This window comes from Lachnoclostridium edouardi (assembly GCF_900240245.1).
GTDB classification, from domain to species: domain Bacteria; phylum Bacillota; class Clostridia; order Lachnospirales; family Lachnospiraceae; genus Lachnoclostridium_A; species Lachnoclostridium_A edouardi.
Genome location: NZ_OESQ01000001.1, coordinates 1224260 through 1245739, shown reverse-complemented (window position 1 = coordinate 1245739; position 21480 = coordinate 1224260). Strand labels below are relative to the sequence as shown.

The window sequence follows — 21480 nt, the reverse complement described above, 5'->3', positions numbered from 1 at the left end:
TATACAGAGGAAAATACACAGCCACAGGGCTGTGACAGATGATAGAATTGTTGACAGAACTATAGTTTAAGCCTTAAAATGGTGGTAATGTAAAATAGGAGGAATAGACAATGAAATACATGTTTGCTTCAGATATACATGGTTCTGCTTTTTACTGCGAGAAAACAGTTCAGGCCTTTAAGGAGTCAGGTGCAGAGCGCCTGATTCTTTTAGGGGATCTGCTGTACCACGGGCCGAGAAATGATCTTCCAAAAGATTATGCGCCTAAAAAGGTAATCAGTATGCTGAATCAGATGAAAGACAAGATTTATGCAGTGAGAGGAAACTGCGAGGCAGAGGTAGACCAGATGGTGCTGGAGTTTCCTGTTATGGCAGACTATGGGGTGCTGGTTCTGAACGGAATCACATTTTACGCTACTCACGGCCATATTATGAACGAAGAGCATATGCCGCCTATACAGCCGGGAGACGTTTTAATTCACGGCCATACTCATGTGCTGAGGGCAGATAAAGTAGGGGATCATGTAATCCTCAATCCAGGGTCCACATCTATTCCCAAAGAGGGAAATCCTCCTACTTATGGAATTTTAGAGGATCAGACATTTAAAATATTAACTTTTTCCGGAGAAGTAGTAAAGGAAATAAGCTTAAAGCAATAAAGTAAGGCAGGAGGATAAAACTTGAAGAAAACATATGAATTAATTGCGCCCTGCCATTTTGGTCTGGAAGCAGTTCTGAAAAAAGAAATACAGGATTTAGGATATGAGATTTCAATGGTGGAGGACGGAAAAGTCACCTTTTTAGGAGATGATGAAGCGATCTGCAGAGCCAATGTATTTTTAAGGACAGCAGAAAGAGTGCTGTTAAAGGTAGGCAGCTTTCAGGCCGTCACATATGAGGAGCTGTTTCAGGCCACCAAGGCTTTGCCCTGGGAAGAGTTAATTCCTGCAGACGGCAAATTTTGGGTGGCAAAAGCTGCGTCTATAAAAAGTAAGCTGTTCAGCCCCTCAGATATCCAGTCTATTATGAAAAAAGCCATAGTAGAGCGGCTGAAAAGCCATTATAACATTCAGTGGTTTTCCGAGGCCGGGGATAGTTATCCTCTCAGAGTGGCCCTTTATAAGGACCAGGTAACAGTGGGCCTGGACACTACAGGAGTGTCTCTTCACAAAAGAGGCTACAGAACATTGACCAGTAAGGCGCCTATTACAGAGACTTTGGCCTCAGCCCTGATTTTGCTGACTCCGTGGAAGCGGGACAGAATTTTAGTAGACCCGTTTTGCGGAAGCGGCACCTTCCCTATTGAGGCTGCTATGATTGCCGCTAATATGGCCCCTGGAATGAACAGAAGCTTTCTGGCGGAGGGGTGGAAAAATCTGATTCCTAAGAAATGCTGGTATGATGCAGTTGACGAAGCCAATGATCTGGTGGAGGATCAGATACAGGTGGATATTCAGGGATATGATATTGACGGAGATATTGTAAGGGCAGCCAGGGCCAACGCGGAGGCGGCGGGAGTGGACCACTTAATTCATTTTCAGCAGCGCCCTGTATCTTTGCTCAGTCACCCGAAAAAATACGGATTTTTGATTACCAATCCTCCTTACGGGGAAAGAATAGAAGAAAAGGAGAATCTGCCGGAATTGTACCGCCAGCTGGGACAGCGGTTTCAGGCCTTAGATTCCTGGTCAGCCTATATTATTACTGCATATGAAGATACAGAAAAATATATAGGCAGAAAAGCTGATAAAAACAGAAAAATATATAACGGGATGATGAAAACATATTTTTATCAGTTTATGGGGCCCAGACCTCCCAGAAAAAATAATATTCAGACAAGTCAGGAGCTGTAGTTTTAATAGCTGCAGACTGAGGGCACAGGAGGAGCTATGGCAGGAAGAAGCAGGAAAAGAAGGAAAAAGAAAGGCGGATTAGCAGGCACTTTTATAGTGGCCGCTGCTGCCGCCGGTATTACCATGCTTCTTACTAACGGAAATCCGGAAAATGCTTTTGTAGAAGTAAATGAAAGGCCGCTGATTATGGAGCCGGGGGAAGAAAACAGCCTGGAGCTTTATGGGGAAGCCGGCGCAGAGGAGGGAAGCACAGATCTGCCCTCTGCTTATGATTACAGGGAGGCAGGCAGAAGCGTTCCTGTAAAAGATCAGGGCGCATTAGGCACATGCTGGGCCTTTGCCTCCCTGACAGCACTAGAGACCTCCCTGACTCCCGGCGAAACATTAGACTTTTCTGAGGATCATATGTCTTTAAACGAAAACTTTCTTTTAGGGCAGGAAAACGGTGGGGAGTACACAATGTCCATGGCCTATCTTCTTTCCTGGCAGGGCCCTGTTTTAGAAAGTCAGGATCCTTACGGCGACAAGGAGACAGTGAAAGGGCTGAAGGCGGCAAAGCATGTGCAGGAAATCCAGATTCTGCCGGAAAGGGACTTTCAAGCTATAAAAAGGGCTGTTTATGAAAACGGGGGAGTTCAAAGCTCTCTGTATACTTCCTTAAAGGACGCCAAAAGCCGTTCTCAGTATTATAACGAAGCAAACAGCGCCTACTATTATAGCGGCAATGCCGACCCTAATCACGATGCAGTGATTGTAGGCTGGGATGACAATTATCCAAAAGAAAATTTTAATGAACAGCCTCAGGGAGACGGAGCCTTTTTGTGTGTAAACAGCTGGGGGGAAGAGTTTGGGCAGAAGGGATATTTTTATGTATCCTACTATGATTCCAACATTGGAAGAAGCAATATTTCTTACACAAAGGTGGAAGAGAATAACAACTATCAAAACATATATCAAACAGATCTTTGCGGCTGGGTTGGACAGATGGGGTATGGAGAAGAAAACGCATGGTTCTCCAATATTTATGAAGCCAGAGGAAAAGAGGTTTTAAGCGCGGCAGGCTTTTACGCCATAGGAAAGGACACTGCCTGGGAGGTTTACGTGGCAGAGCAGCCGGAAGATGGAAACGGCTTAAAAAATAAAAAGAAAGTGGCAGAAGGCAGGTTTCAGAACCCTGGATTTTATACAGTTTCTTTTAATGAGGAAATTCCTTTGGAACAGGGACAGCGGTATGGAATTATTGTAAATATTCATTCTCCAGGTTTGGTTCATCCTGTGGCCATTGAGTACGATTCCGGGGACGGAAAATGCAGGATTGATTTATCTGACGGAGAAGGTTGTATTAGTCAGGATGGATTTAAGTGGAGCAGGGCAGAGGAAAAACAGGGCTGTAATATATGTTTAAAGGCTTATACTAAAAACCGGTAGATAAAGGAGAAAGACGGTGAAAGAAAAAATAGTTTTTGCAACAGGAAATGAAGGAAAGATGAGAGAAATCCGCCTGATTCTGGCAGATCTGGGCATGGAAATTCTTTCTATGAAGGAGGCCGGAGTATCCTGCCAGATTGTAGAGGATGGAAAGACATTTGGGGAAAATGCAGAGATTAAGGCTAAGGCTGTGTGGAATGTAACAGGAGGAATTGTGCTGGCAGATGATTCCGGTTTGGTAATAGATTATCTGGGCGGAGAGCCGGGAGTATATTCAGCCAGATATTTAGGTGAGGACACATCTTACCAGTACAAGAATCAAGTGATTATTGAAAGAGTAAAAGAGGCGAAAGGTTCAGAGCGCAGCGCCCGATTTGTCTGTAATATTGCTGCAGTTCTGCCTGACGGCGCGGTAGTTCACACAGAAGCCGCCATGGAAGGCATGATTGCAGAGACTGCAGCCGGCAGCCAGGGATTTGGCTACGACCCTATTTTATACATACCAGAATTTGGAATGACTTCAGCAGAGTTAAGCATAGAGCAAAAAAATAAAATCAGCCACAGAGGAAAAGCCTTGGAGCAGATGAAAAATAAGCTGAAAGAATTATATGGGGGAAAAATGGTATGAAAATCCTGATTGTCAGCGATACACATCGCCGGGACGACAACTTAAAAACACTTTTGGAAAGACTGGGACCTTTAGATATGCTGATTCATTTAGGGGACGCAGAGGGCAGCGAAGATAAAATTGCTTCCTGGGTAAATCCAGGCTGCCATTTAGAAATGGTTTTGGGGAATAACGACTTTTTCTCTAATTTGGACAGAGAAAGAGAAATTGCCATTGGAAAATATAAAGCCCTAATCACCCACGGCCATTATTACGGAGTGTCCCTAGGACCAGAGAGAATTGCCAGCGAAGCCAGATCCAGAGGAATGGATATTGTTATGTTCGGTCACACTCATCTGCCTTACCTTCACCAGGAAAATGGACTGACAGTGCTGAACCCTGGAAGCCTTTCTTTTCCCCGCCAGGATGGGAGGAAGCCTACCTATATGATCATGGAAATTGACAGGCAGGGGGAGGCTCATTATACGCTCAATACCTTTAAAAAATAAATTGAAACAATTTTACCAAAAATTGAAAAAAAGAAGTTGACAAGATACAAACCTTAGTATATAATAACTCTTGCGTCGCAGGACAGAGCAGAAAACCTGGTGTTTTCTGGGGAAAAGCGGGGTGTGGCTCAGCTTGGCTAGAGCGCCTGGTTTGGGACCAGGAGGTCGCAGGTTCGAATCCTGTCACCCCGATTTTCATATTTTACTGCGAAGAGTTTCGCGGGTGTAGTTCAATGGTAGAACACTAGCCTTCCAAGCTAGATACGTGGGTTCGATTCCCATCACCCGCTTTGACATTGTAAGCAGATGTCATAGATACGAGTCTGTAGCTCAGCTGGATAGAGCAACGGCCTTCTAAGCCGTGGGTCGGGGGTTCGAATCCCTTCAGGCTCGTTTGTATCTTAATATATTGTATTTTAGGGTACGCCATGGTGGGTATAGCGCAGTTGGTTAGCGCGCCAGATTGTGGCTCTGGAGGCCCAGGGTTCGAGTCCCTGTATCCACCTTGATTCCTTCGGGAATTTTTTTTTACCTAAAAATAATGGGCTATCGCCAAGCGGTAAGGCACAGGACTTTGACTCCTGCATTTCGTTGGTTCGAATCCAACTAGCCCAGGGATGGGATATTAGCTCAGTCGGTAGAGCACTTGACTTTTAATCAAGTTGTCCGGGGTTCGAATCCCCGATGTCTCATAAAGAGAACGGCCATATACTACTCTATATGGCTGTTCTTTTAAAAAATGTGCAGCAGCAGAAATGCAACTGTGCTTTATAAAAAGCGGGCATGGCGGAATTGGCAGACGCGCCAGATTTAGGTTCTGGTGTCCATGACGTGCAGGTTCAAGTCCTGTTGCCCGCACCAGATAATGATAATCCGAACCCGGTTCCAATCGGGGACGGCTTCGGATTTTTAGTATATCTTTAGTGCGAAAAGCAAAAGCGGCGGTATCGTGAGTGATACCGCCGCTTTTGTCATACGCTCCTTTTCTTTTCTGTTTCTTTTGCCCTCTGTGCTTTCCACTCCTCAAATTCTTTTTGTCCTTCCGGGCTTTCAAAGAATTTTTGGATTTCGGGAAGTAAGCAACGGGCAAGGGCTTCTATTTCATGTTGGGGGATATTTGTCTCCGGTTGCTTTTTTGCCATATATCGCCTTTCTCTGTATTCAGTTTTCAAGGTACAATGCCGCTGTGCGGCGTGAAATGTTTTCTGTCATCAATCACCGTTCCCTTGTGTGCCGCTGCTGCCGTTTCAGTTCCGCCAGTATATCCGGCGGGATACGGTCAACCAGCCGCTGTAAATCGTCCAGTTCGCTTTTCAGCTTTGCCCGTTCCATCGTATCTTTCATCTTGCCTTTTTCGCTGGCTTTGGCTCTGGCTTCCAACTGTTCATTTTCTGCCGAAAGGTCGTTTATCGTGACCTTGTATTTTTTGAGCTGCCCGGAGAAGTTCTCCATCTGCGGAAACCACTTTTTCAGCAGGGAGAGGGCTTCCTCTTTCTTCTTTCCGGTATTGAACGGGGTAATACCGTCCAGCGTGGCTTCAATGGCTCTTGCCTGTTTGGAAAGATTGACCGCCTGCTTGAACAGACGGGTAGGGATATGCTTCCTGCCTGTCTTGCTGGCACTTTCCCCACGCTCCAAGTCGGGATATTTCTCCACCATATAGGCGTGAAAATCGTCCTGCCATTTTGTGAGGTTGGCTCTGTTCCCAATAATCTCCTTTGCACACAGGCGGTTGTCCTCTGTCAGCGGGACAAAGACCAAATGCAGGTGGGGCGTTTTCTCGTCCATGTGTACCACCGCCGACACGATGTTTTCTTTCCCTACCCGCCCGATTAAGAAATCAGCCGCCCTCTGGAAAAATTCCTGTATCTCCTTTGGGGACTTCTTCTTAAAAAATTCCGGGCTGGCGGTAATCAGCGTATCCACAAACCGGGTGCTGTCCTTGCGGGTGCGGCAGCCAGCTTGTTCAATGCGGCTTTTAATGAAGTGGTAGTACCTGCCCTCTGGCTTAACGATATGGAAGTTGTACTTGCTCCGGCTGGTGTCAATGTCGGGATTGCTGGCGTACTGTTCCTTTTTCCGTTCGTGATGGGCTTCCAGCGGTCTTGCCGGATTGCCCTTGTGTTTTTCAAATCGCAAAATTGCGTGTTGTGCCATGAAACTCCTTTCCCCATTCCATTCCTTTCCGGGACTTTTCCACAGGAAAATCCCGCAGAAAATATCTCGGATCGGATAGGAATGGATAAGATATAAATAAAATCGTTTTAATCTCTGTATTTCTATATACCGTCCGGTTTTCGTACTTCAAGAGGATTGATTATCGTACTTGTGGAGTGCGGTTTTCAGTCCGACCGCGTTCCATAACCGGATTTCTTGAAGTCGGTGTTTGGAACCGCTTCGTAGGATTTTGGGTAAATGCGGTTGGGTTTTCCACAGCCCTGCTTCTGGATTTCCACCAGTCCGGCATATTGCAGTTCCCGCAGGGTGTTGACCGCCTTCTGCCGCCCGCAGTGGAGCAGCTCCACTACTTCGTTGATGGGATAGTAGAGGTAAATCCGCCCATATTCATCTGCCCAGCCGTTTTTCCGGGACAGGTCTGTCCGGCGCAGGATAAAGGCATACAGTACCTTTGCTTCGTTGGACAGGGGTGTGAATGTGGGGGCTTCAAAAAGGAAATTCGGAAGCCGGGTAAAGCTGACCGCCTTTTCCGGCTGATGGATATAAATGGTGTTTGTCATATCGTGTTTTGTGGACGGTTAGAAGCCCGTTTTCGGAGGCAGACGGTAGTTTCTATTGCCTGCCCCTGTTGTATGCTTGCAAAGCCTTGTAAATCAAGGACTTTTCAACCCCTAACTGTCCACACAAGACCTCCTTTTCCGTTCACTTTCTGTTTTCTGCCGCCTGTGAACTCTGGCGGCACAGTCGGGACAGTATTTCGCCCGGTTGGACTTTGGGACGAACACTCTGCCGCAGACCGCACAGCGTTTTAGCTCCTTATCCCGGAAAATCTCCGCTTTCAGCGTCCCGATTTGCGGCAAGACCGACCAGCGGAACCACTTACAGCAGACCGAGAAAGAAATGGTTTGGGGGCAGGTGTGGGTGTCCCCATCGTCAAGGAGCATACAGTTCCCGTCCTCATAACAGCAGCACTCCCGACGGATCAGAGCGTTCGCCTGTTTCCTCTGTGCCGGTGTCATGCGGTAAAGGGAACCGTCCGACTTGCGCTCTATTGGCGGCAGTCGTTTATATGGGTTCTCTCTCATGTGTTCCCTCCATTTTTGCTTTCCGTTGTCGTTCTCTCCGAAAAGGCTTCCTGCCCCACTCCTGCGGCGTGTTCCGGCGTTGGCACGCTCCCCGGACTTCGGGACATTTTGTCCCGAAGTGGCTCGTTGCGGTGCTTCCCCTGCCGGGGTATTCCTTTTCGGACGGTCATTCATTTTTCAAGGTGCAGCTCATCGATGAACTACCCTAAGTCTACACGAAAAAAATGCAATTCCCGGAATCTTGCGAGAATTGCATTTTAGGGCAATAGTCCATTTCAAAATTGCATTTCTGCAATTTTCCTGTATAATGGGAAATAGGAAAAGGAGGTGCTGAGTATGGCTTTACCCGGAACACCCGGACAGAGGATTTCTGATTTGTGCAACGGTAACCATATTTCTCAAAAGCAGCTTGCGGAGAAAATAGGAGTATCTGCTTCCCAGTTGAGCCGCATTGTCAGTGGAGAAACAAAGACAGTCAGCAGCGATATTCTCATAGGCGTGGCAAAGGAATTTAAGGTATCAACAGACTACATACTGGGTTTGTCTACTTTGAGTGTCCGTAAAAGCTATGATATTTCAGAATTAGGCTTGTCCGAGGGAGCTGTGAGAGGGCTTGTGACAGGTACAGTCGATGTGCAAATCCTCAACCGTCTGTTGGAACACAGGAACTTCCCGAAACTGATGGATTTGATACGGATTTATTTTCAAGACACAGCGGCAAAGGGTATCATGGCACGAAACCAGCTGATTGAACTGGCAACGGCTTCCTTGTCCGATCTGATGAAAGAACACCCGGAACATCGGGCAGAAGCAAGACAGGATTTGCAATTTCTGAACGCACAGAAGATGGGCGAACACGAAGCAGAGATTGAAAAAATCAAGAATGTATTTCTTGCTATCCTGCGGGATATTAAGAAAGATATGGACAGCGGAGAACAGCCGGGAGAAGCTGTGACTGCCGCCATGTTCCAGACCATGCAAGACGCACTGGCAGAACAAAAACAGGAGCCGTTGTCTATGGACAATGTAACTGCTATGATTGCCGGACAGATTGGGCAGCTTCTTCCGATGGACGAGGAAACCATCGAGCAGTTTCAAGCACTGGCAAAAAAGATGATGGTACAGATGTCGAAAAGTATTGATAAGAAAAAAGGAGATTGATTTTATGAAAAAGATACTTTCATGCTTTTTAGTATGCGCATTTTTATTTACCGGATTATATGGGTGTGGTAGTAAAAATGCAGAGATGATTGAAGAAGCTAAAAATCTAACACTCTCACAAGAGTTTTCGATAAGTTCCGAGAAAAATGAGTATGGCACACCCGCATATAATTTTTTAAAGCATATTCAGTCAAACTATCCGGGACGCGTCGCAGGCACCGAAAAGGAAACTGAAATGGCTGTATTCATATTGTCCGTCCTCTTAAATGGTGGATATACGGAAAGGGATATAGCTGTAAAGTCTTTTGAAATACACGACTCTACGCCTTTGATGGATGAGGACGCACAAAATGTATTTGATGGAGGTGAAAAAAGCAATTCAAGTCAAAATATCGAAATTACCAAAAAAGGAGAAAGCAAAAAAACGATTATCGTTGGTGCACATTATGATAGTGCTGGAACACACGGCGTAGACGACAATGGCTCCGGCGTTTCAGTTGCTTTGGAAAACGCTTTGAGAATGAACAATATCCCAACATACTATACAATTAAATATGTGTTCTTTGGTTCAGAAGAAACAGGAATGTATGGTTCAAGGGAATATGTTGAATCCCTTTCTGAAAAGGAACGAGATAATATAGTATTGATGATAAACATTGACAGTGTACTCGCTGGTGATTACCTTTATTTGTATGGTGGTAAAGTGCATGATAACGGCATTGTTGATAATACCAAAGCAGTATTAAAAGCATACGGCATTGCTCAGGAGCTTGGTTTGAGTATACAATTACCACCAGATGGAAATAATGATTACCCTTATCCCACAGGGCAAAAACGAAGCGATCACGCACCTTTTGATAGCATAAATATTCCATATATATATTTTGAAGCGAACAACTGGGAAAGCGGTACTCCTATTGAAACAGAAAAGAACGGTTTGATAATGCACACGGACATGGATGATTTAGATTTCATCGAAAAAGAATATGGAGGGCGTGCCCAGAATACACTTAGCGAATATTCAACATTACTATATTCTTTACTTCAAGAAAATGACTGGGAACAATAACACAAGCAAATAGCAAAGCCAGCCGAGCCAGTCAACGGCCAAGATGAACGGCGCATTTCATGCACCGCCGTTGACAGTCCCACCCGTCTTTGCTGATAGGCAAACAAGGCAGGAAAGCCCTAAAATGGCTTCCCGCCCATTTCAATTTTGAAAGGAAAATCCGTCTGCTTTTTCGTGAGTGTGTCCACAAGTTCGGGACATTTTGTCCCGAAGTCCGGCGAGGGACGAGGAACGGGGGCTTTCATATACGCCCTGTCTGCTGATGAAACCAACCCTGTGTTTGCGGCTCCACGCCACACAATCACAGCCTTGTTTTCCTGCTGCTTCAAATGCCCTTGTCCTCCCCGGCGGCAACCTCATTTTCGCAGCAACGCCGACAGAGCGTATAACACACTACACTTTGCAAGCAAAGTCGTGTGCCAAAGGGGTACCCTTTGGAAACCCTATTTTGTCGGAGTGTGTAGCCACACTTCCTCCAAAATGCAAAATAAGCGGTCACAATCTGCTGTAAAACCACAGCCGGATTGACCGCTTATTTTGTTGTAACCCTCCCCATTTTCGTTATCCGTTTTACGAGTATACTTCTTAAAAATATGCTTAATACGGGTTGAAAAGAAAACGCAAAAGTGATATACTAAGCATAGAGGAAACAAGGAGGTTACAACCTATGAAAGAATTAGGAGAACGCCTGCGGAGATTGCGAGAAAGTGTGAAGCTGTCGCAGGTAAAGATGGCGGAACTTTTGGGAGTGAAGCAGTCCAGTATCAATCGTTATGAGCAGGGGCAGTCGGCTCCTTCTTTGGAAACGCTTGTAAGGTATGCGGATTATTTTGATGTATCATTGGATTACCTGCTTGCCCGGACAGACAATCCGCAAGGCAAGCTATATGAACACCGTCCGAAGATTGCGCCGGGGAGTGAGGAAATGAAGCAGTTTATTGAAATGTGTTTTGATCCGCAATCTCCGCTGAATGAAAAATTAAAACAGACACTTCTTGAAATGATGGAGGTGGAGAAAAAATGAAAGGTGTGATTTACGCCCGTTATTCCTCTGATAACCAACGAGAAGAAAGTATTGAGGGACAGTTGCGGGAATGTAAGGAGTATGCAGAGCGCAACGATATTACAATTTTAGGGACTTATATTGACAGGGCATTGTCAGCAAAAACAGATAACCGCCCCGAATTTCAACACATGATTAAAGACAGCGCAAAAGGCTTATTTGATGTTGTCCTTGTGTGGAAATTAGACCGCTTTGCCCGGAACCGTTACGACAGCGCACGATATAAAAACCTTTTGAAAAAGAACGGTGTGAAAGTCATTTCCGCAAGAGAAAATATCTCCGAGGGCAGCGAGGGAATTATTCTGGAAGCCATGTTGGAGGGGTATGCAGAATACTATTCTGCGGAGCTTTCTGAAAAGGTTATCCGGGGACTGACTGATAATGCGCTGAAATGTAAATATAACGGCGGTACTGTTCCGATGGGATATTATATTGACGAACAGCAGTATTATCAAATCGACCCCAAGACTGCCCCGGTGGTACTGGAAATGTTTACAAAGTACAGCGAGGGGGCAACCATGCAGGAGCTTGTTAATCTATTGAATAGTCGGGGTATGTGTTCCATTCGTGGCGGGAAAATTACGCTGAATATTATGAACCACCTTTTGAAGAACCGCCGCTATATGGGCGAGTACAGTTATCGTGATGTAGTCAAGGAGGACGGTATTCCGGCGATTGTCCCCAAAGAATTATTTGAACGGGTACAGGAACGGCTGGCGAAGAACAAAAAGGCTCCTGCCCGTCACAAAGCCGAGGACGATTACCTTTTGACAACGAAGCTGTACTGTGGGAAATGCGGCTCCTTTATGGTGGGAGAAAGCGGCACAAGCCATACGATGAAAGTACATCGTTATTATCGCTGTGTGAATACCAAGAAAAAGAAGCTCTGCGACAAGAAAGCGGTCAAGAAAGATTGGATTGAAGATTTGGTTGTCAACTATACCATGAAAGCAATTATGAATGATGCAGTCATGGAACGGCTGATTGATACGCTGATGGAGTTGCAGAAGAAAGAAAGCACCGATCTGCCCCTTTTGAAAAAGCAGCTTGCAGAAACGGAAAAAGGCATTAACAATATGCTCAACGCCATTCAAGCAGGGATTTTTACTCCGTCCACCAAGCAAAGACTGGACGAGTTGGAGGAAACCAAAAGCCAGCTTGAAGTCAGTATTTTGCAGGAAGAAATGCACAAGCCTTTGCTTACAAGAGAACAGATAGCATTTTTCATTTACCGTTTCCGTAAATTTGATGTGACAAAGCGGGAACAGCGGCAAAGACTGATTGACAGTTTTGTAAATGCGGTGTATCTTTACGAGGACAAGATAATCCTTACTTTCAACTATAAGGACGGTTCTAAGACCATCACACTGGCGGAGGTTGAGGGTTCGGATTTATCCGTACTCGGTGCATGTAAAAAGCCTTGTAAAATCAAGGCTTTTTTTGTACGCCTGGCGGCAGGAACTACATATCACTATTTAATTTTGGTGATACATTTTGCTGCAATTCCAGTCTTACCTTTACTCTCTAAAAATGTTAATTTCCGCAAGCATATTATGCAATTTCTCCTCGTCAAATGGAAGATATTCTGCGATGGTAAGTCCTACAACATCAGCGCTTTCCGTTATGCAGCGCAGCACGTGAGATAATTGTTCTATTGTCATCCGTCCACTTCCGCTGCCGTCGCCAACCAAGTCCTTATTTGCAAAGTAGGTGGAGTGAAAAAGGGCAGCATCCAACACATCTATGTCTAAATGAACTGCAATATGGTTAAAATGACTTGCAAACTGCCTGATTTCATCCTCAGACAAAAAAGTTTCTGTCTGCACACGGTAGTCAACACCAATATTATCCAGGAAATTTGCCTGATAATCGTGTAAACCTTGCAGACCTATATACAAAATTTCATTGGGCTGAAACTTTTGGCTTTTCATTAGAGCAGAAATAGAACTATCTCCGCCTCCCATTAGAGAACCTAACACCATAGCGTGAGCGTTGGGATAACCGCCCTTGGCAGTTGATACGTCAGGATGTGCATCAATCCAGATAATACCCATATTTTCATATTTACTATGCAGATAGTCAAAAGGGGCAAAAGACACAATACAATTTCCGCCGATAGTAATAATTTTGTCTGGAGCTGAGGAGGCAAGCACTTCATTGGCTTTTTTTATTCCGGCAAGTACATCCTTTTTCGCATAAACCCCATCAGTAACATTATGTTTCTTACCATCAGGCGGATCAAGTTCCACCTTTAGCAAAGGCTGGTTTGCATTCTGTGGAACAATGTGCGCCAGCAGATTTGCTCCAAAATAATAAGTATCCAATCCACCGCTAAGATAGTCCGGGTACAGTAATCGAATTGTTTTCATAACTATTCCTCCTCATTAATTAGTTCCAGTTTGAAAATCACTGGACAGGCGCTGCTGTTACAACAAGCCTACAATTTTACACTTATACTTTATGAGAATTTCACTTTCTTTTGTTTACGGGGCATTTCTTATTATCTATATACCACATACAAGTACGGCAATTTTTGCATAAAATCGGCATAATCCCAGCAATCGCCTTATTGCCCCAGTCCGAATCACAGAGATGCCCACGCCCTATTGCTGTCATATCTGCATAACTCCTTTCCAGAATAGTTTCAGCTTGCTGTCCTGTAGTGATATTCCCCACACAGATGACAGGAATATGCGCGACTTTCTTTACCAGTGAAGCGGCATATATCTTACTGTCGAATTCAAAGTCTTTTGGAATTTCCCCATACTCTGAACATCCAGTGGAGACGTCAAGCAAATCTCCGCCTGCCTGTTCTACTATCATCGCAGTATTAACTAATTCATTATAATTGGGATTTCCAAATCGAACCGACACAATAAAATTCTCCCCACAGGCTTCCTTGATTTCTGCAATTAGTTCTTTAAGAAGTCGTACTCTGTTTTCAAAAACTCCGCCGTATTCATCTGTACGCCAATTATTTTCCAGAATCCGATTTAAAAAGAATCCATGAGCGGCGTGTAATTCAATTCCGGCAAATCCGGCTTTCATACATCGAACTGCTGCCTTTAAAAACAGGTTTTTTCTGCTCAATAGTTCCTCTTTACTGAGCTTCTCTATAGCAATGCGGCCTGACCCGAATATCCCCTCGTCTAAAAGCTGAACAAGTGGAACTGCCCCTGATGTTGATATTGCTTCAGCAAGACTACTCATGCCAGGAATGCAGGAATCATCATAAACAGAGAGAATATCTGGGGCTTCAACGACAGAACACGCTTCAACGATAATTAACCCTGCACCTCCGACTGCATATGCCGTATAATATTGTAAATGTTTTGGCTTTACCAGATTATTTCCCTTTCTTAAAGCAAAATTTGCCATAGGAGGAACGACTATATGGTTTCTGATATTATGCCACATATAATAATAGGTTCAGACAAATGTATATTACTCATAGGAAATATCCTTTCTGGCACTTTATCAACCATTTCATTGAAACTCATGCAACATAGGTGATATAATAAAAAATAGTTGAGCGCTAAAGCGCGAAACTATTTGTTACCCAAAGTTCGCCATAGCGAAGTTTGGGGTTCCCGTCCGTTTTTATGAAACGAGGAACGAGTGAAATAAAAAAACAGTAATGCTCGTGAAAGACCTGGCAAACTGTTTTTCATGTATCCCACGTAAGTGCCTAAAATACAGGCACTAAGCGCTCATAACAATAAAAAATAAACAAGATCGGAGATAATATTGATGCTAAGACCACGTTACTTTTACGCTAATGATTTTAAACAATTTTATACATATTTTCTATCACAGCCCCATACTGAAAGGACATTTCACGAAGGCGAATATCTTTGGAAACCGGGCAGTCCCTATGAAAAAATTCACTATATTGTATCAGGAATTGCAATGCACTATGCAGACCATGAGGAGGGCAATCGTAAAATCATCAGCTTTCATTCTGGAGGTACTGTTTACCCTGGCTATCGGCAGAACAATTACAAAATTGAACTATCCTTAACTACAGTTGCTCTATCTGAAATGAAAGTCCTTGAATTCACTAAAGAGCAATTTGGATTGATGTTTCAGCATAATACTGAACTTAGCGAAGCTGTCGTGAACTGGTATGCCTCCTATATCAACAGATTTCTCTTTGAGACAATCCACCAGGAGTATAATTCATCGCTTATAAAACTTTGTAACTTACTTTTCCTCCTGAACGAGAATCAATCCGTTGGCTCCAACATGATTTTGGATATGACACAGGATGAGCTTGCAGCACTATTGGGCATCAGCCGCGTCCAGCTTACAAGAGGACTTTCAGTACTTAGAAGCAAGAATATTATCTCAACTGGCCGGAATAAGATTGAAATATTGGATTTGCAGCTTTTGTCAAAACTTTGTACTTCAGAAGTCCTTTGATGTACAGAATTATTATAATATATCCTGCGCTCAAGGTCTGCTTCAAATGATACACTAATTAATCATATCTATCACCATATTTCAGCTTTGCTTTATCGGTATACTTTTGAATGAAATCTGTTTTAGAATTTGTATAACCATCTCTATTAAATTCATATTTTTTCCATAATATTAATTTCATTCGCTCGTACTCCACAGCAATATTAGTATGCTCAATGAGATAATCTCTAAAATATAACTCATCATTATCTCCAATATATCTTAGATGTAGGTGAAATACCCTCTCGGCAAATCCTTTTTCTGTATACCCCTTGTTAAAAGAAATTCTATCAGAAGTCTCGGACATGCAAATATAGCCGCTTTTCACAATTACTTCTTTATAGTCAGATAACTTATAATCTTTTGAAATTTCTACAAGAATATCAATAATTGGCTTTGCGCAAATAGAACTAATGGCTGTGCATCCTATATGACTGATTCTCTCTATTTTAGGAAGTCTGCTTTTTAAAAAATTTGTTTCATCAGTGTACCATTTTTTCCAATAAGGCTGATGCTCTGTTAAATAGATAGGAAATAGCTTCCATAATTCTTCTAAACTCATTTCAGATAACTTTTTCTCCATTTTGCCTTTCCTCAAACTGCTCCTCTCTTGTTTTATCTCGCCGAAAAACTGGAAGTTGTGTAGTTAAACTATACAATATCCTGCTTTAATCAAAACATCAATTGCTTTATCATAATTATCCTGCTTGGTCAAAATATAATCTGTATTAAAGGTTGAGATAGCAAAAATACCAATTTTGTTTTCTGCCAGTAGGGTTGATATTTGAGATAATACGCCTATTAAGGAAAAATCCAAAACTCCCTGTATTCTAAAGGCTTTCCACCCGTCGTCACGTTCTATTGTATTAGGCGGAACAGCTTTCGTAATGCATACTAATGAACTTTCCTCATCTGTTTTGCCGATAAAGCAATATTCTTTTTCCAAATCAACGAAAGAATAGTCTGCAACTTTACAGACTGAGAAGTCATGTTCAATTATTTTTATTTCCATGTTAGTTCTCCTTTGCAAATTCATATATCTTTTCTGAAATTATTTCCAAATAGCTTTCCGCTGTATAGCCATTTTGTATATCTTCTTCTGAGCATCCCCTAAAATTATAGCATACATCTATAAATTTCTCTAATTTTTCCTTGAATTCCAAAACTATTTTTAAGGCTGCCTATGACGTTACATTATACATAAGCTTCATTGTATTTTGAAAGCTTCTTCTGTATAATAAAATTATGATAGAAAATGGGGAAGTTTTACAGGAAGTGGGAGAATGAAAAACTGTTTTCGTATTTTGAAATTTGTGTACGATTGACAGCTGAAAACATGGAAAAAATATTGGATTGGAGATGTAAATTAATGAAACTAAAAAACATTCTGATTGTTGTTAAGGACATAGAGAAATCCAGACAGTTTTACCATGATCTGTTTGGCCTTGATATGGTGCTGGACAATGATGGCAATATGATTTTAACGGAAGGTCTTGTGCTTCAGGAGGAGAAAATCTGGAAAAAGTTTCTGGAAAAAAATGTTGTTCCGGAAAGTAATTCCTGCGAGCTGTATTTTGAAGAACATAATATAGAGGCCTTTGCTGAAAAATTGGAGAGATTATACCCTTCTGTGAAATATGTAAACAGGCTTATAACCCACAGCTGGGGACAGAAGGTAATTCGCTTTTATGATCTGGACGGAAATCTAATAGAGGTGGGGACGCCTATGTAAGGCAGGCAGGCTTTTACCCACAGGTTTTGCAAACCTTGGACATGCCAGTAGCACTTTGTCCTTTTTGTGCATATGATAATAAAAAAGGACAAGGTGAATTCTATGAAAATTTGTTTAGATGCCGGTCATTACGGTAAATATAACAGAAGTCCTGCAGACAGCCGTTACTATGAGTCGGAAGTTATGTGGAAGCTTCATCTGCTTCAGAAAAAATATTTAGAAGCATATGGAATTGCAGTAATCACTACAAGAGAAAACCAGGAAAAGGACCGAAGCCTATATGACAGAGGAGCCGCCTCTAAAGGATGCGATTTATTTATTTCAGACCACTCTAATGCAGTTGGCGCTGAAGTAAACAACAAAATAGATTATCCGGTAGCTTACTGTGAAATTAACGGCAGTGCAGACGGAATCAGCATGGCCCTGGCGCAGTGTGCAGAGGTAGTAATGGAGACAAACCAGGCTGCCAGAATTGAGCACAGAAGAGGACAGAACGGAGATTATTACGGAGTGTTAAGAGGAGCTGCTGCAGTAGGAACTCCGGGGCTTATTTTAGAGCATTCCTTCCACACAAATAAAAGAATTGCTCAGTGGATGTTAAATGACGAGAATTTAGACCGCCTGGCAAAGGCGGAGGCAGATACCATAGCTCTTTACTATAATATTGGTCAGCAGCCAAATAAGTCAGGCTGGTATGAAGAGGACGGCGGATGGCGTTTTTATTTAGGAGATACGGGAAATTATGTAATCAACGACTGGTATAAAGACGGAGATAACTGGTATTGGTTTGACGGTGCAGGAATGATGGTTTCTAATACCTGGAAAACAGCTTCGGACGATAAATGGTACTATTTAAACCCAGACGGAACAATGGCAAAGGACCAGTGGGTTGTATGGAAGGATGAGCTGTATCGGGTAACAGAGGACGGCAGTATGTTTGAAGGAAGCATTTGCCTTCAGACAGATGAAAAAGGAGCCTTAAAATAGAAATAAATAATGAGATAAAAAGATGCGGCAGACCGGCTTCCAGGATTTTTATAAGGAAGGCCGGTTTGCCGCTGTTTTATGGATAATTTGCGAAAAAGTAATTGATAAAAATATCACAATATGAGATAATAAAAATAACTATCGGTTTTTACATATAGAGGCGGAGGTATTAAAAATGAGAGTAACTATTTGTATTGGAAGCGCCTGTCATTTAAAGGGGTCAAGGGACGTGATTGCAAAGCTTCAGGAGCTGGTAACATCTAATGGATTAGGGGAAAAAGTAGATTTAAACGGGGCGTTCTGCAGCGGAAATTGTGTAAAGGATGGAGTCTGTCTTACAGTGGAGGAACAGCTGTTTTCTGTAAAACCAGAAGAAACAGAGGAGTTTTTTAACAAGGAAATACTGGGGAGGATATAAAAATGGGGATTATTGACTTTAAGGCCACAAAATGTAAACATTGCTATAAATGTGTTCGCTATTGTGACGTTAAGGCGATTATGATAAAAGATGAGAGAGCAGAAATTATGCCTGACAAGTGTATTCTGTGCGGCCACTGTCTCCAGATTTGTCCTCAGTCAGCCAAAACCCTTGTAAGCGATTTAGAGATTGTAAAGGGATTTATTAAAAGAGGGGAGAAGGTGGTGGTATCTATTGCGCCTTCCTACCGCGGCCTGATGAAGTATAAAACTCCGGGACAGATTAACAGTGCGCTGAAAAAGCTGGGCTTTGACCAGGTTAGAGAAACCTCAGAGGGAGCTGCTGTTGTAACGGCAGAATATGTAAAGCTGCTGGATAAGGGAGACATGGAAAATATTATTACTACCTGCTGTCCAAGTGTAAACAGTTTGATTGAGATTTATTATCCGGAGCTGATTCCTTATATGGCTCCAGTAGTATCCCCTATGGTAGCTCACGGCCGTCTGATAAAAAAGGAGATGCCGGAGGCAAAGGTGGTATTTTTAGGGCCCTGTATTGCTAAAAAGCAGGAGTCTATGGACTTTAGAGACGAAGGGGCTATTGATGCAGTTTTAAACTTTAATGATATTCAAAAATGGCTGAATCAAGAAGATATTGTGGTGGAGGAATGCGAGGATATTCCGTTTAAACAGCTGGACCCTAAAGTAAACCGTTTGTACCCTGTGACAAACGGGGTGGTAAATTCCGTGCTGGCTACAGAGGACAGAGGGGACGGATACAGAAAGTTTTACGTACATGGCAGCAGCAACTGTATAGATCTGTGTAAAAGTATGCAGAGAGGCGAAATTAAAGGCTGCTTTATAGAAATGAATATGTGTTCAGGAGGCTGTATTAAAGGGCCTACAGTAAATGACGAAACCATTTCCAGGTTCCGGGTAAAGCTGGATATGGAGGAAACCATTGAAAGAGAGCCGGCAGGCCACTCCGACTTAGAAGAAGCTATGAGTGGAATTTCCTTTAAGAAAATCTTTGAGGACCATTCTCCCAAAGAGCAGAAGCCTACAGAAGAGGAAATTCAAAGTATTCTTCACATGACAGGAAAAAACAAACCGGAGGATGAGTTAAACTGCGGCGCCTGCGGATATCCTACATGCAGGGACAAAGCGGTCGCTGTATTCCAGAAAAAAGCAGAGCTGAATATGTGCATTCCATTTATGCATGAAAAAGCAGAATCCTTTGCCAATTTGGTAATGGAAACATCCCCTAATGTAGTATTAATTGTAGACCCAGAGATGAAGATTTTGGAGTATTCCGCAGTAGGAGAAAAATATTTCGGAAAAACGCGGCAGGAAGCCCTTCAAATGTATTTATATGAATTTATTGACCCGGAAGATTTCCAATGGGTGTTTGACAATCACCAAAACATTCACGGAAAAAAGGTAACATATCCAGAGTATCAGCTGTCAACTCTTCAAAATATTGTATACATAGCCAAAGAAAATGTAGTTCTGGCCACATTTATTGATATTACAAAAGAAGAGGAGCAGGAGCGGGAGGACTACGAGAAGAAGCTGGAGACCATTGATCTGGCTCAGAAGGTAATTCACAAGCAGATGATGGTTGCCCAGGAAATTGCAGGATTGTTGGGAGAAACTACAGCGGAGACGAAAACAACCCTGACTAAGCTTTGTAAGTCACTGCTGGATGAAGGAAGCGAAAGCGAGGTCAAATAATGGGAATTACAGTTGACGTAGCTTATAAAAGCTTAAATAAGTTTACAGAGGTGCTGTGCGGCGATAAAGTAGAAATACTGAAAACAGAAGATTCTAATATCCTGATTTTAGCGGACGGTATGGGAAGCGGAGTTAAGGCTAATATTCTTTCCACCCTTACCTCTAAAATTCTGGGAACCATGTTTTTAAATGGAGCCACTTTGGAAGAATGTGTGGAAACCATTGTGGAAACCCTGCCTATTTGCCAGGTGCGAAAAGTAGCTTACTCCACCTTCAGCATCCTGCAGGTATTTCACAATGGGGACGCTTATTTAATAGAATTTGACAACCCCAGCTGTATTTTTATCAGAAATGGAGAGCTGGTGCGGATTCCTCAGAACATTCGTGTTATTCGCGATAAAAAGATTAATGAATTCCGCTTTAAAGTGCAAAAAGGGGACGCCTTAATTCTGATGAGCGACGGCACAATTCACGCCGGGGTAGGACAGCTTTTAAACTTTGGATGGACCTGGGAGGAAATTGCCCAGTACGCAGTGAAGCAGTACCGTCTGACTATTTCCGCTATGCGTTTAGCCACAGCGATCTGCCAGGCCTGCGACGATCTTTATATGTGCCGTCCAGGAGACGACACTACAGTAGCCGCCATGAGAATCATTGACAGCAAGCCGGTGCATCTGATGACCGGGCCTGCTAAAAATCCTGAGGACGATAAGCTAATGGTGTCAGATTTTATGGCGGGAGAGGGAGGCACAAAGCGGATTGTCTGCGGAGGCACCAGCGCTACAATTGTGTCCAGAGTTTTAGATAAGCGTCTGGACGTGTCATTAAATTATGTAGACCCGGAAATTCCGCCAATGGCTTATATGGATGGCATTGAGCTGGTGACAGAGGGAGTTCTGACCTTAAATAGAGTAATACAGCTGTTAAAAAGATATGTGAAAAACGAAACAGTTTCTGAGGACTTCTTTCTGGAGCTGGATAAGCCTAACGGGGCGTCCATGGTAGCAAAAATGCTGATTGAGGATTGTACAGAGCTTCATCTGTACGTGGGAAAGGCTATTAACAGCGCTTACCAGAATCCTGGCCTGCCATTTGATCTGGGAATCAGGCAGAATTTGGTGGAGCAATTAAAGCACACAATAGAAGAAATGGGTAAAACAGTAACAGTAACATATTATTAACCAGAACAAGGAGGA

At 43.1% G+C, this 21480-nt stretch carries 23 protein-coding genes, 7 tRNA genes and 1 pseudogene; 22 read left to right on the top strand and 9 right to left on the bottom strand.

The genetic code is table 11. The annotated features are described in order from the left end of the window. Positions 1 to 110 precede the first annotated feature (110 nt). From yfcE to C1A07_RS05795, 12 genes are all read left to right on the top strand, one after another. On the top strand, positions 111 to 659 hold the full coding sequence (gene yfcE, locus C1A07_RS05850) for a phosphodiesterase (protein ID WP_101876275.1): 549 nt from the start codon (positions 111 to 113) through the stop codon (positions 657 to 659). A 21-nt stretch (positions 660 to 680) separates the two neighbouring features. Beyond that, positions 681 to 1853, top strand: a complete 1173-nt coding sequence (locus C1A07_RS05845; RefSeq protein WP_101876274.1) for a THUMP domain-containing class I SAM-dependent RNA methyltransferase — start codon at positions 681 to 683, stop codon at positions 1851 to 1853. Between the two features lie 36 nt (positions 1854 to 1889). Beyond that, positions 1890 to 3281, top strand: a complete 1392-nt coding sequence (locus C1A07_RS05840) for a lectin like domain-containing protein (RefSeq protein ID WP_101876273.1) — start codon at positions 1890 to 1892, stop codon at positions 3279 to 3281. Positions 3282 to 3297: 16 nt separating this feature from the next. Beyond that, positions 3298 to 3909: an RdgB/HAM1 family non-canonical purine NTP pyrophosphatase gene (rdgB, locus tag C1A07_RS05835; RefSeq protein ID WP_101876272.1), complete on the top strand. Its 612-nt coding sequence runs from the start codon at positions 3298 to 3300 to the stop codon at positions 3907 to 3909. Then, complete coding sequence (locus tag C1A07_RS05830; protein ID WP_101876271.1) at positions 3906 to 4397, top strand: metallophosphoesterase family protein; 492 nt, start codon at positions 3906 to 3908, stop codon at positions 4395 to 4397. The genes rdgB and C1A07_RS05830 overlap by 4 nt, the downstream gene beginning before the upstream one ends. Positions 4398 to 4514: 117 nt before the next feature. Then, positions 4515 to 4589, top strand: a tRNA-Pro gene (locus tag C1A07_RS05825). Between the two features lie 27 nt (positions 4590 to 4616). Beyond that, positions 4617 to 4687, top strand: a tRNA-Gly gene (locus C1A07_RS05820). Between the two features lie 29 nt (positions 4688 to 4716). Beyond that, a tRNA-Arg gene (locus C1A07_RS05815) sits at positions 4717 to 4790 on the top strand. A gap of 38 nt (positions 4791 to 4828) precedes the next feature. After that, positions 4829 to 4902: transfer RNA gene (locus tag C1A07_RS05810), tRNA-His, on the top strand. Between the two features lie 37 nt (positions 4903 to 4939). Further along, a tRNA-Gln gene (locus tag C1A07_RS05805) sits at positions 4940 to 5012 on the top strand. A gap of 4 nt (positions 5013 to 5016) precedes the next feature. Continuing rightward, positions 5017 to 5089: transfer RNA gene (locus tag C1A07_RS05800), tRNA-Lys, on the top strand. Between the two features lie 85 nt (positions 5090 to 5174). After that, positions 5175 to 5258: transfer RNA gene (locus tag C1A07_RS05795), tRNA-Leu, on the top strand. 110 nt (positions 5259 to 5368) lie between these two features. On the opposite strand, the gene C1A07_RS16185 is transcribed toward C1A07_RS05795, so the two are convergent. From C1A07_RS16185 to C1A07_RS05775, 4 genes are all read right to left on the bottom strand, one after another. Next, entirely contained in the window at positions 5369 to 5539 is a 171-nt protein-coding gene (locus C1A07_RS16185; RefSeq protein WP_180952191.1) for a hypothetical protein, read from the bottom strand. Positions 5540 to 5612: 73 nt separating this feature from the next. After that, positions 5613 to 6554, bottom strand: a complete 942-nt coding sequence (gene mobV / locus C1A07_RS05790; RefSeq protein ID WP_101876270.1) for a MobV family relaxase — start codon at positions 6552 to 6554, stop codon at positions 5613 to 5615. A 185-nt stretch (positions 6555 to 6739) separates the two neighbouring features. Beyond that, positions 6740 to 7135, bottom strand: a complete 396-nt coding sequence (locus C1A07_RS05780; RefSeq protein ID WP_008395205.1) for a replication initiator protein A — start codon at positions 7133 to 7135, stop codon at positions 6740 to 6742. Positions 7136 to 7246: 111 nt separating this feature from the next. After that, complete coding sequence (locus C1A07_RS05775) at positions 7247 to 7660, bottom strand: cysteine-rich VLP domain-containing protein (protein ID WP_101876268.1); 414 nt, start codon at positions 7658 to 7660, stop codon at positions 7247 to 7249. 336 nt (positions 7661 to 7996) lie between these two features. On the opposite strand from C1A07_RS05775, the gene C1A07_RS05770 reads away from it, so the two are divergent. After that, positions 7997 to 8821 carry a helix-turn-helix domain-containing protein gene (locus tag C1A07_RS05770; RefSeq protein WP_101876267.1) on the top strand — a complete coding sequence of 275 codons (825 nt, stop codon included), beginning with the start codon at positions 7997 to 7999 and terminating at the stop codon, positions 8819 to 8821. A gap of 4 nt (positions 8822 to 8825) precedes the next feature. Beyond that, positions 8826 to 9890 carry a M28 family peptidase gene (locus tag C1A07_RS05765; RefSeq protein WP_101876266.1) on the top strand — a complete coding sequence of 355 codons (1065 nt, stop codon included), beginning with the start codon at positions 8826 to 8828 and terminating at the stop codon, positions 9888 to 9890. A gap of 119 nt (positions 9891 to 10009) precedes the next feature. On the opposite strand, the gene C1A07_RS16180 is transcribed toward C1A07_RS05765, so the two are convergent. Beyond that, positions 10010 to 10219 carry a gluconolactonase gene (locus tag C1A07_RS16180; RefSeq protein ID WP_180952190.1) on the bottom strand — a complete coding sequence of 70 codons (210 nt, stop codon included), beginning with the start codon at positions 10217 to 10219 and terminating at the stop codon, positions 10010 to 10012. Between the two features lie 338 nt (positions 10220 to 10557). Between C1A07_RS16180 and C1A07_RS05755 the strand changes: the two genes are divergently transcribed. Together C1A07_RS05755 and C1A07_RS16905 are read left to right on the top strand one after the other, a co-directional pair. After that, positions 10558 to 10914, top strand: a complete 357-nt coding sequence (locus tag C1A07_RS05755; protein WP_013379320.1) for a helix-turn-helix domain-containing protein — start codon at positions 10558 to 10560, stop codon at positions 10912 to 10914. Continuing rightward, positions 10911 to 11879: pseudogene (locus tag C1A07_RS16905) on the top strand (recombinase family protein); the annotation flags it as partial. The gene C1A07_RS05755 and the pseudogene C1A07_RS16905, both read left to right, overlap by 4 nt. A gap of 591 nt (positions 11880 to 12470) precedes the next feature. Here the strand turns inward: C1A07_RS16905 and C1A07_RS05745 are convergent. Both C1A07_RS05745 and C1A07_RS05740 read right to left on the bottom strand, forming a co-directional pair. After that, complete coding sequence (locus C1A07_RS05745; RefSeq protein WP_101876265.1) at positions 12471 to 13322, bottom strand: arginase family protein; 852 nt, start codon at positions 13320 to 13322, stop codon at positions 12471 to 12473. 100 nt (positions 13323 to 13422) lie between these two features. After that, positions 13423 to 14370, bottom strand: a complete 948-nt coding sequence (locus C1A07_RS05740) for an NADH:flavin oxidoreductase (RefSeq protein WP_101876264.1) — start codon at positions 14368 to 14370, stop codon at positions 13423 to 13425. A 333-nt stretch (positions 14371 to 14703) separates the two neighbouring features. Between C1A07_RS05740 and C1A07_RS05735 the strand changes: the two genes are divergently transcribed. Further along, a complete protein-coding gene (locus C1A07_RS05735) occupies positions 14704 to 15375 on the top strand; it encodes a Crp/Fnr family transcriptional regulator (RefSeq protein ID WP_101876263.1) in 672 nt (223 codons plus the stop codon). A 58-nt stretch (positions 15376 to 15433) separates the two neighbouring features. Here the strand turns inward: C1A07_RS05735 and C1A07_RS05730 are convergent, their stop codons facing one another. Then, positions 15434 to 15997: a GrpB family protein gene (locus tag C1A07_RS05730; protein WP_101876262.1), complete on the bottom strand. Its 564-nt coding sequence runs from the start codon at positions 15995 to 15997 to the stop codon at positions 15434 to 15436. Between the two features lie 63 nt (positions 15998 to 16060). Further along, positions 16061 to 16426, bottom strand: coding sequence for an ACT domain-containing protein (locus tag C1A07_RS05725; RefSeq protein WP_101876261.1), 366 nt, complete (start codon positions 16424 to 16426; stop codon positions 16061 to 16063). Positions 16427 to 16783: 357 nt separating this feature from the next. On the opposite strand from C1A07_RS05725, the gene C1A07_RS05720 reads away from it, so the two are divergent. From C1A07_RS05720 to C1A07_RS05700, 5 genes are all read left to right on the top strand, one after another. Next, positions 16784 to 17146, top strand: a complete 363-nt coding sequence (locus C1A07_RS05720; RefSeq protein ID WP_101876260.1) for a VOC family protein — start codon at positions 16784 to 16786, stop codon at positions 17144 to 17146. A gap of 102 nt (positions 17147 to 17248) precedes the next feature. Beyond that, entirely contained in the window at positions 17249 to 18133 is an 885-nt protein-coding gene (locus tag C1A07_RS05715) for an N-acetylmuramoyl-L-alanine amidase family protein (RefSeq protein WP_101876259.1), read from the top strand. Between the two features lie 175 nt (positions 18134 to 18308). Beyond that, the gene (locus C1A07_RS05710) at positions 18309 to 18551 is read left to right on the top strand and encodes a (2Fe-2S) ferredoxin domain-containing protein (protein ID WP_101876258.1); all 243 of its coding nucleotides are present in this window, start codon (positions 18309 to 18311) and stop codon (positions 18549 to 18551) included. Positions 18552 to 18553: 2 nt separating this feature from the next. Then, on the top strand, positions 18554 to 20284 hold the full coding sequence (locus C1A07_RS05705; protein ID WP_101876257.1) for a [Fe-Fe] hydrogenase large subunit C-terminal domain-containing protein: 1731 nt from the start codon (positions 18554 to 18556) through the stop codon (positions 20282 to 20284). Beyond that, positions 20284 to 21465, top strand: coding sequence for a SpoIIE family protein phosphatase (locus C1A07_RS05700; RefSeq protein ID WP_101876256.1), 1182 nt, complete (start codon positions 20284 to 20286; stop codon positions 21463 to 21465). Before C1A07_RS05705 ends, C1A07_RS05700 begins: the two co-directional genes overlap by 1 nt. Positions 21466 to 21480 lie beyond the last annotated feature (15 nt).

What these genes read in the sequence shown, in the direction of transcription:
- yfcE (WP_101876275.1), top strand. Translation starts at nt 111, where the DNA reads ATGAAATACATGTTTGCTTCAGATATACATGGTTCTGCTTTTTACTGC.
- C1A07_RS05840 (WP_101876273.1), top strand. Translation starts at nt 1,890, where the DNA reads ATGGCAGGAAGAAGCAGGAAAAGAAGGAAAAAGAAAGGCGGATTAGCA.
- C1A07_RS05830 (WP_101876271.1), top strand. Translation starts at nt 3,906, where the DNA reads ATGAAAATCCTGATTGTCAGCGATACACATCGCCGGGACGACAACTTA.
- C1A07_RS16185 (WP_180952191.1), bottom strand. Translation starts at nt 5,539, where the DNA reads ATGGCAAAAAAGCAACCGGAGACAAATATCCCCCAACATGAAATAGAA.
- mobV (WP_101876270.1), bottom strand. Translation starts at nt 6,554, where the DNA reads ATGGCACAACACGCAATTTTGCGATTTGAAAAACACAAGGGCAATCCG.
- C1A07_RS05780 (WP_008395205.1), bottom strand. Translation starts at nt 7,135, where the DNA reads ATGACAAACACCATTTATATCCATCAGCCGGAAAAGGCGGTCAGCTTT.
- C1A07_RS05775 (WP_101876268.1), bottom strand. Translation starts at nt 7,660, where the DNA reads ATGAGAGAGAACCCATATAAACGACTGCCGCCAATAGAGCGCAAGTCG.
- C1A07_RS05770 (WP_101876267.1), top strand. Translation starts at nt 7,997, where the DNA reads ATGGCTTTACCCGGAACACCCGGACAGAGGATTTCTGATTTGTGCAAC.
- C1A07_RS05765 (WP_101876266.1), top strand. Translation starts at nt 8,826, where the DNA reads ATGAAAAAGATACTTTCATGCTTTTTAGTATGCGCATTTTTATTTACC.
- C1A07_RS05755 (WP_013379320.1), top strand. Translation starts at nt 10,558, where the DNA reads ATGAAAGAATTAGGAGAACGCCTGCGGAGATTGCGAGAAAGTGTGAAG.
- C1A07_RS05745 (WP_101876265.1), bottom strand. Translation starts at nt 13,322, where the DNA reads ATGAAAACAATTCGATTACTGTACCCGGACTATCTTAGCGGTGGATTG.
- C1A07_RS05740 (WP_101876264.1), bottom strand. Translation starts at nt 14,370, where the DNA reads ATGTGGCATAATATCAGAAACCATATAGTCGTTCCTCCTATGGCAAAT.
- C1A07_RS05735 (WP_101876263.1), top strand. Translation starts at nt 14,704, where the DNA reads ATGCTAAGACCACGTTACTTTTACGCTAATGATTTTAAACAATTTTAT.
- C1A07_RS05730 (WP_101876262.1), bottom strand. Translation starts at nt 15,997, where the DNA reads ATGGAGAAAAAGTTATCTGAAATGAGTTTAGAAGAATTATGGAAGCTA.
- C1A07_RS05725 (WP_101876261.1), bottom strand. Translation starts at nt 16,426, where the DNA reads ATGGAAATAAAAATAATTGAACATGACTTCTCAGTCTGTAAAGTTGCA.
- C1A07_RS05720 (WP_101876260.1), top strand. Translation starts at nt 16,784, where the DNA reads ATGAAACTAAAAAACATTCTGATTGTTGTTAAGGACATAGAGAAATCC.
- C1A07_RS05715 (WP_101876259.1), top strand. Translation starts at nt 17,249, where the DNA reads ATGAAAATTTGTTTAGATGCCGGTCATTACGGTAAATATAACAGAAGT.
- C1A07_RS05710 (WP_101876258.1), top strand. Translation starts at nt 18,309, where the DNA reads ATGAGAGTAACTATTTGTATTGGAAGCGCCTGTCATTTAAAGGGGTCA.
- C1A07_RS05705 (WP_101876257.1), top strand. Translation starts at nt 18,554, where the DNA reads ATGGGGATTATTGACTTTAAGGCCACAAAATGTAAACATTGCTATAAA.
- C1A07_RS05700 (WP_101876256.1), top strand. Translation starts at nt 20,284, where the DNA reads ATGGGAATTACAGTTGACGTAGCTTATAAAAGCTTAAATAAGTTTACA.